Origin of the sequence: Croceicoccus hydrothermalis (genome assembly GCF_022378335.1) — a bacterium.
Lineage (GTDB): Bacteria > Pseudomonadota > Alphaproteobacteria > Sphingomonadales > Sphingomonadaceae > Croceicoccus > Croceicoccus hydrothermalis.
The window spans coordinates 1-7,010 of record NZ_JAIQCI010000064.1 but is presented as its reverse complement, the minus strand read 5'-3'; the positions used below and the strand labels follow the sequence as shown (position 1 = coordinate 7,010).

The window sequence follows — 7,010 nt, the reverse complement described above, 5'->3', positions numbered from 1 at the left end:
ACCGCGCCAAAACCTTATGGGATTTGTCATACCAACGATTTATCTTGAAGTTTTTGGTGCGGTTCAATCAAAATTATTGATATTCCCCAGTGGCATCACGTCGTTATTATTTTGAAGTGCAACGCTCATTGGAAATCAATGTTCAAATCGATGAATAACAATTTTTCCAAAAAATGCTAATGAATGTCGTGCATCATTAGCACCAAGGTTGTGCTGCACTGCGGCATATGGCAAAGGGTTTTGGCAAGCGAGCAATGCATCTTACGAGTACGCTTCGTTTGTCATTTATAAAAATTAGGGTGAACGATGGACGCTGAAATTTTTGGTGGAGCTCAGCCCAAGGGGCGAGTTCGGGTCAGTGGCGCAAAGAATTCAGCTACGCGATTGCTCGCGGCTGGACTCCTGGCTGATGGCCCCGTCGTTCTCAACAATTTTCCGACCAAGCTTGTGGATGTTGGTCATAAGATCGAATTTTGCCGTCAGATTGGCGCGGTCATCGATGTGTCTCATGTAGGCAATATGGTTCGTATCGATCCAACGGGTTTGGAATCTCGCATTCTAACCCGTGAGCAGTTCGATATTCCGATTCGTACGACTTATCTTCTGGCGGCAGCACAGATTATGCGCTCCGGAATTGCCCGTATCCCTTATCCGGGCGGTTGCCCGATTGGTGGAGGTGCTGGCGGTGGGCGTGGATATGACCTGCATGCGATGGTTTGGGAGAAGCTTGGCTGCATCGTTACCGAACGCGATGATCATATCGAGATCACCGGTAAGGGCTTTCGCGGCGGTGAAATCGTCTTTCCTATCTCGACAGTGGGTGGCACAGAAAATGCATTGCTTTGCGCTAGTATTGCCGAAGGTACGACGGAAGTTCTCAATGCCTATATCACACCGGAAATTGAAGATCTGATCAAACTCCTTCGCAAGATGGGGGCGCAGATCGAGGTATACGGAACAAGTCGTATCGTGATCGAGGGGCGACGCGTGCTGACCGTCGCTAACCACACGGTAATGGCCGACCGGATCGAGGCGCTTACCTGGATTGTGTATGCAGCCCTTTCCGGTGGAACATTGACCATTGAAGACGTCCCTTTTGGCTCGATGGAAGTTCCGTTGCTCCATCTCGAAAAGGCGGGTATCGATTTGTTTCGAAACAGCAATAGTGTGCATGTTTCACCGGCGTGCTTAACTGCAGGGGCGGTTCAGCCCTTCGAGCTCGCGTGCGGAACGCATCCGGGTGTAATTTCGGACATGCAGGCTTTTTACGTCTTGCTTGGCGTGGTGGGGGCAGGAACCTCTCGGGTGTTCGACTATCGCTATCCCGAGCGGATCGGTTTCGTCGCCGAGTTGCAGAAACTCGTCGATCGGCCATGTTTGGAGGCAAAGCATGGCGCAATCACCATTCGCGGCCCCGCCGGTTTTTCACCAGGAGAGGCAATATCAACGGATTTGCGCGGTAGCATGGCTATCGTGATTGCCGCATTATGCGCCGATGGCCGATCAGTCATAAAAAATGTGGAGATGGCGCTCCGCGGTTACAACGACCTGCAAACGAAGCTGCGGAAATTGGGTATTGGGTTTAACACATTTGAGCCGGCTACGGTCGGATCTTAAGTCAATTTCCGGTTTGGAGACGCGGGCAGCGATGGCCGACCGATATCAATCTCTTTTGACTGCACTCGCCGAGCATGGCAGCGTACGTATAGGGGTCGATGTACCATTGCGTACCATTGCCCGATGGCGAATCGGAGGCCCCTGCGACGTATTGCTAGAACCGTTGAACCAAGACGGCTTGTCTTGCACTCTTCGCGAGCTCAACGGAAGCGGGCTACCGTTTGTCGTGGTCGGAGACGGATCAAATCTGCTTTTCGATGATGCGGGGTTTCGCGGCGTTGTCATTCGCATCGGACGCAACTTGTCGAACTTTGCAATCGAAGATACTCGGGTTACGGCCGAGGCTGGCATATGGATTCCGAACTTCGTCCGTCGCGTAGGATGTGCTGGCCTTAAAGGGGCTGAGCATGCGGTCGGGATACCTGGAACGCTAGGCGGGCTGCTCGTGATGAATGGGGGAAGCCAGCGCAAGGGCATCGGTGAGAACGTGGTGAGTGTCACCGGCATTGATATGCAGGGCGAGCGGATCGTGCTTACTCGCGAAGAATGCAATTTTTCTTATCGCTCATCGGTCCTCCAGGAACTGAAGCTCGTCGTGGTCGAAGCCGAATTTCAATTTGAGCGTACAGATGCAATGGAGTCGCGCCATGAAATGATCGGGATCATGGCATCGCGCAGAAAGAAATTTCCCTTGCGTTTACCGAATTGTGGATCTGTCTTTCTTAGCGATCCGGCGATGTACGAAATCGTGGGGCCGCCGGGAAAGGTGATCGAGGACGCCGGGTTGCGCGGTACGCGAATTGGCGACGCACAAATTGCGGAAAACCATGGTAACTTTATTGTAAATCTGGGCGCGGCGAGCAGTAAAGACGTTCTCTCGTTGATTCACATGATCAGGAACACCGTCCATGATCGCACTGAATTCTGGCTCCGATGCGAAGTTCGCTATCTGTCACCGGAAAGTGGAGATATCATTCCGGCGCATCTGGTGCCGGCGGGCGGAAATGGCTCTATCCACTGAAATACGCCGCATTTTCGTTCAATGTTGTAAAGTTGACCCTTCTCTTTTCCAGTGCCTGAATTGAAAAGTGCATGCACTTTGTTCGAGGCCTCAATTAATAGAAAAATTTTCTAATGATCAAGGCGCTCGTACAAAAGCTTTTCGGTGGCGCCGCTAGCGGCGTATTTCGTGGTATGGCTCAACTGGCGACCGGCACGATCGCGGCTCGGCTGGTCGGTTTGGCAACGACACCTTTGATCACACGTCTCTACACACCGGCGGAATACGGTACTCTATCTGTCTTTACGGCATTGATCGCGATGATTGTTCCTTTCATGGCGCTGCAGTATTCGTCGGCCATCCCGCTTCCAAAACACGACGGCGTTGTAGCCAATCTTCTCGCGGCCGTCGCAATTATGACCGGTGTTACGGTCTTGATCGTTAGCCTTGCAATTTTGTTTTTCGGACCCGTATTGGTTGAGTATTTTTCGGCGAAAGCGATTGGCGATTATTTGTGGCTCTTGATCATCGGTGTCGTGGGTGCGGGCGCGTATGAAATTGCTTCCATGTGCGCGACACGCCGGCGCGATTACAAACTCATCGCCAAAACGACGATTATTCAATCCTTCGCCGGGCGCGGTGTTCAACTAGCTTTGGGGTATCTCGGCTTCAAGGCGATAGGCCTCCTAATTGGTCAGATCGTCACACAATCTGCCGGGATAGCCAGTTTGCTAAAAAGCACTTTCGAAGATTTGAAGCGAACGCGACGCTTTGTCACGCCTAAGCGAATGATATTTGCGCTGAGTCGGTTCCGCGCTTTTCCATTTTACCGACTTCCGTCGCAACTCTTGCTCAGCTTTTCGAATGAAGTCCCCATCTTGTTTGTTGCGGGCTTGTTCAACACCGGCGTTGCGGGTCAGTTCGGGCTTGCGGCGAGCATGACTGCGCTGCCCATGCGCCTCGTCGGAAATGCCGTAGGTAAAGCCTATTATGCTGAGGTAGCGGCGCTCGGAAGGAAGCGAGGGCAAGAGATATACGATTTGACCAAACAGGTCGTTGTTCGCATGATCGCGATCTCCTTGCCTCCCACGATCGCCCTTCTGCTATTTGGTTCGGAAATGTTCGCACTCGTTTTCGGAGAAAATTGGCGCTTAGCGGGATCAATAGCGAGCATCCTGTCTTTATATCTTACGGCACAGCTTGTGTGTGGAACAATTACACAGGGTTTGGCGGTAATCGGTAAAGACCGATTTTTTCTTATTTTTAATATTGAGAGAACTGTAAGCGTTGCAATAGCGTTTGGCCTAAGCTACTATTTCAAGCTAGGCATTTTGAATACCACTCTCATGTATAGCATTTTACTATCCGCTCATAGAATAATACAAAGCATTATTACTTTAAGGCTTCTTAGATCGCATGCTCAGAATTTAAGCGGAGCGTTTGAGTAGCTTAATTTTTGGTAGGGTGGGCAATTTCAAGCTAGTATTTGGCTTATCATCTAAAATGCATGAGGGTATAAATATGTTGCCAAGTATGGTTGATAAGGGTCAAGATTCTAGTAGTATAATCATGTACGAACTGAACGAAGTTCCTTGGGCGATTATCGACTGGTACGTTGCGCGGAGGCCTGAATCTAATATTGCATGCATCCTGAAGTGCTCGAGAAGCTATACGACGAATTCAACCGATCAGGGGGAATTGCATCCTTGGGTTACTTGGCCAACTCTCCATCGGGGGGTTAACAATACCGTTCATGGCATCGAATTTCTGAATCAAGATTTGACTGAGGCGTCCGCGTTTCCGCCTCTATGGGAGACAGCGGCAGCTGCAGGTAAGAAAGTCGGGGTGTTCGGAAGTCTTCAATCATACCCTGTACCGCAAAACCAAACCTATGCATTTTACGTGCCAGATACGTTCGCTCCTAAGCCTGATGCCTATCCAGCAAAATACGAGGCTTTGCAGGAACTCAACTTGCGTCAAACCGCAAGTGATGGGGGAATCGTTTCGAGCGTAAAAATCGATAGGAGCGTTTTTTCGAACGTAGTCCGTCTGTTTCGGGTGGGGCTATCTATTCGTACAGTTTTTCGAATAGCGAAGCAGCTAATGCGGGAACGTATAAATCCTGCTTACAAAACGCGACGTGCGGTTTTCCAAGCTCCAATTGCATTCGATGTTTTTTTACATGCATTTAAGAATAACCCGCCCCAGCTCTCTACCTTCTTCTCCAATCACGTGGCAGGAATGATGCACCGGTATTGGAAGCATGGACTACAAAATAACAAAAGCGATCACAATCCCGATCCCGTGCGTGCCGGCAACATCGAATTTGCGATGGATGTCGCAGATGAGCAAATAGGCCGTCTTCGAAATCTTGCTGACAGAACGCGTGCGCAGTTTGTTATCTTGTCAAGCATGGGCCAGGCTCCGATCGAGCGGAGGGGGGGAGACCAGCTTCGGATTGAAGCGATTGATCGTTTTGTAAGCGCGATTGGATTTCATGCACCCTATACGTCCCAGCTTGCAATGCATCCTGACTTTAATTTCAGCTTCGAAGCAAACGATCATGCCGAATTGTTTGCAGAATTGGTGAAAAAGGTGAAGTTCCCGGATGGTCGGCCGCTCGCCTATAAGGTCAACGTCAGCGGAGCGACGGTAAATATCGGGGTCGCGCAGCCTCGCTCGTCCACCGGGGAAGACTTCATTTCTATAGCTGATAGCGAAAAGGAAGTTCCGTTCGTCCAAGCCGGACTTCGCCGGTTTGCCCGCGATATAGGAACAGCGTATCATATTCCCGAGGGGATAATGATCTGGTACGATGCCGAAAGCAAACCCAACATGTCCAGGTCAAACATTGATAGTCGCGCAATACGATCCCAAATTCTTGCCGCAATCGGGATCGATGAACCTCAATCCTACCTCAATTTTGAGAAAGAAAATCTAGTAGCCTGACTTTGCATTAAAAGCTTCATTCTTCCCTTGTGCCTGGTCTGAGCCCCTAGATCTCCTCCAGTGATAAGTAGAGTCCGGCCCTGAGAAGGAGACAGACGAATGAAGCGGAGCAGGTTCAGCGAGGAGCAGATCATCGCTGTGTTGAAGGAGCAGGAAGCGGGGATGCCAACGGCGGATGTGTGCCGCCGTCACGGGATCAGTTCAGCGACCTATTGCAAGTGGAAGTCCAAGTATGGCGGGCTGGAAGTGTCCAATGCCCGGCGGCTGCGCTAACTGGAGCAGGAGAACGCGCGGCTGAAGAAGCTGCTGGCGGATTCGATGCTCGACAACGCCATACTCGAGGAGATCAGCGCAAAAAAATTTTAGCGCCCGGTGCCAGGCGGCAGGCGGTGGCTCATCTCCAGAAGGTCTTCGAGGTGAGCCAGCGCCGTGCCTGCACGGTGCTGGGCGTGGATCGGACCATGGTGCGCTACGTCAGTCGTCGGCCTGACGATGCGAAGGCGCGCGAGCGCATTGGGGAACTGGCCAGCCAGCGTAGCCGGTTCGGCTATCGGCGGCTGCACTGGCTGCTGTGTCGGGAAGGATGGGCGATGAACCACAAGAAGTTCCGGTGGCTGTATCGTGAGGAACGACTACAGGTGCGCCGTCGTGGCGGTCGCAAGCGGGCTTTGGGCACAAGAGCACCGATGACCGAACCAGCGCTGGAGCCTCGACTTCGTGTCCGATGCCTTCGCCTGCCGGCGCAGCTTCCGGATCTTTGCGGTCGTCGACGACTATAGCCGCGAGTGCATGCGCCTGATCGCCGACACGTCGATCTCCGGCGCTCGGGTCGGGCGTGAGCTCGATGCAGCGGTGTTCGAGAGGATAGCACGGCCCCACACCATCGTCAGCGAGAATGGTACCGAACTGACCAGCACGGCGATCCTGCGCTGGTCGAAGGAGCGCAACGTCGAGTGGCACTATATCGCACCGGGCAAGCCCTATCAGAACGGGTTCATCGAGAGCTTCAACGCTCGCCTGCGGGACGAGCTCTTGAACGAGACGATCTTCGCTAGCCTCGCCCACGCCCGCCAGGAACTGGAAGCCTGGCGGCACGACTACAACCACTTCCGGCCCCACTCGAGCCTCGGGAACCGAACCCCGGCCGAGATCGGGGCAGGATCAAGCGGCAAACCGTATCGGGGGCATGCCCCCGATACGGTTGTTGCCATCACGCCCAACGACGGGCATCAAAACGGTCCAAGGCTCTACTCCTAGCTGGTAGAAACTTCGGGCTCAGACCAGTCAGAAAACGGCGGTTGCAGTGATGATACTGCTGGCACAAAACTGTATCCCTTGCGACCGTGGTAGGTCGCCCGGCAATTAGGCCGTGTTCACAAAAGACCTCGTCCGTAGGTTGGCTGCGGCAAGGTTAAGGGAGCTCTCTGAGGACAGGACGGTTTTA

The 7,010-nt window shown here is 52.6% G+C and carries 4 protein-coding genes and 1 pseudogene; all 5 read left to right on the top strand.

The annotated features are described in order from the left end of the window. The first annotated feature begins 306 nt into the window (after positions 1-306). The 5 genes and pseudogenes from K4G67_RS17005 (at position 307) to K4G67_RS16985 (ending at position 6,823) form a co-directional block, all read left to right on the top strand. The gene (locus tag K4G67_RS17005) at positions 307-1,617 is read left to right on the top strand and encodes a UDP-N-acetylglucosamine 1-carboxyvinyltransferase (protein WP_239807439.1); all 1,311 of its coding nucleotides are present in this window, start codon (positions 307-309) and stop codon (positions 1,615-1,617) included. 31 nt (positions 1,618-1,648) lie between these two features. Beyond that, a complete protein-coding gene (gene murB / locus K4G67_RS17000; RefSeq protein WP_239807438.1) occupies positions 1,649-2,638 on the top strand; it encodes a UDP-N-acetylmuramate dehydrogenase in 990 nt (329 codons plus the stop codon). Between the two features lie 113 nt (positions 2,639-2,751). Next, a complete protein-coding gene (locus tag K4G67_RS16995) occupies positions 2,752-4,065 on the top strand; it encodes a lipopolysaccharide biosynthesis protein (RefSeq protein WP_239807437.1) in 1,314 nt (437 codons plus the stop codon). Between the two features lie 121 nt (positions 4,066-4,186). Beyond that, positions 4,187-5,566 (top strand): hypothetical protein, encoded by a 1,380-nt coding sequence (locus K4G67_RS16990; RefSeq protein WP_239807436.1) that lies wholly within the window; start codon positions 4,187-4,189, stop codon positions 5,564-5,566. 99 nt (positions 5,567-5,665) lie between these two features. Beyond that, positions 5,666-6,823, top strand: a pseudogene (locus K4G67_RS16985) (IS3 family transposase). Positions 6,824-7,010: the final 187 nt, after the last annotated feature.

Coding starts and splice junctions, on each gene's coding strand:
- K4G67_RS17005 (WP_239807439.1), top strand. CDS start 307: ATGGACGCTGAAATTTTTGGTGGAGCTCAGCCCAAGGGGCGAGTTCGG.
- murB (WP_239807438.1), top strand. CDS start 1,649: ATGGCCGACCGATATCAATCTCTTTTGACTGCACTCGCCGAGCATGGC.
- K4G67_RS16995 (WP_239807437.1), top strand. CDS start 2,752: ATGATCAAGGCGCTCGTACAAAAGCTTTTCGGTGGCGCCGCTAGCGGC.
- K4G67_RS16990 (WP_239807436.1), top strand. CDS start 4,187: ATGTACGAACTGAACGAAGTTCCTTGGGCGATTATCGACTGGTACGTT.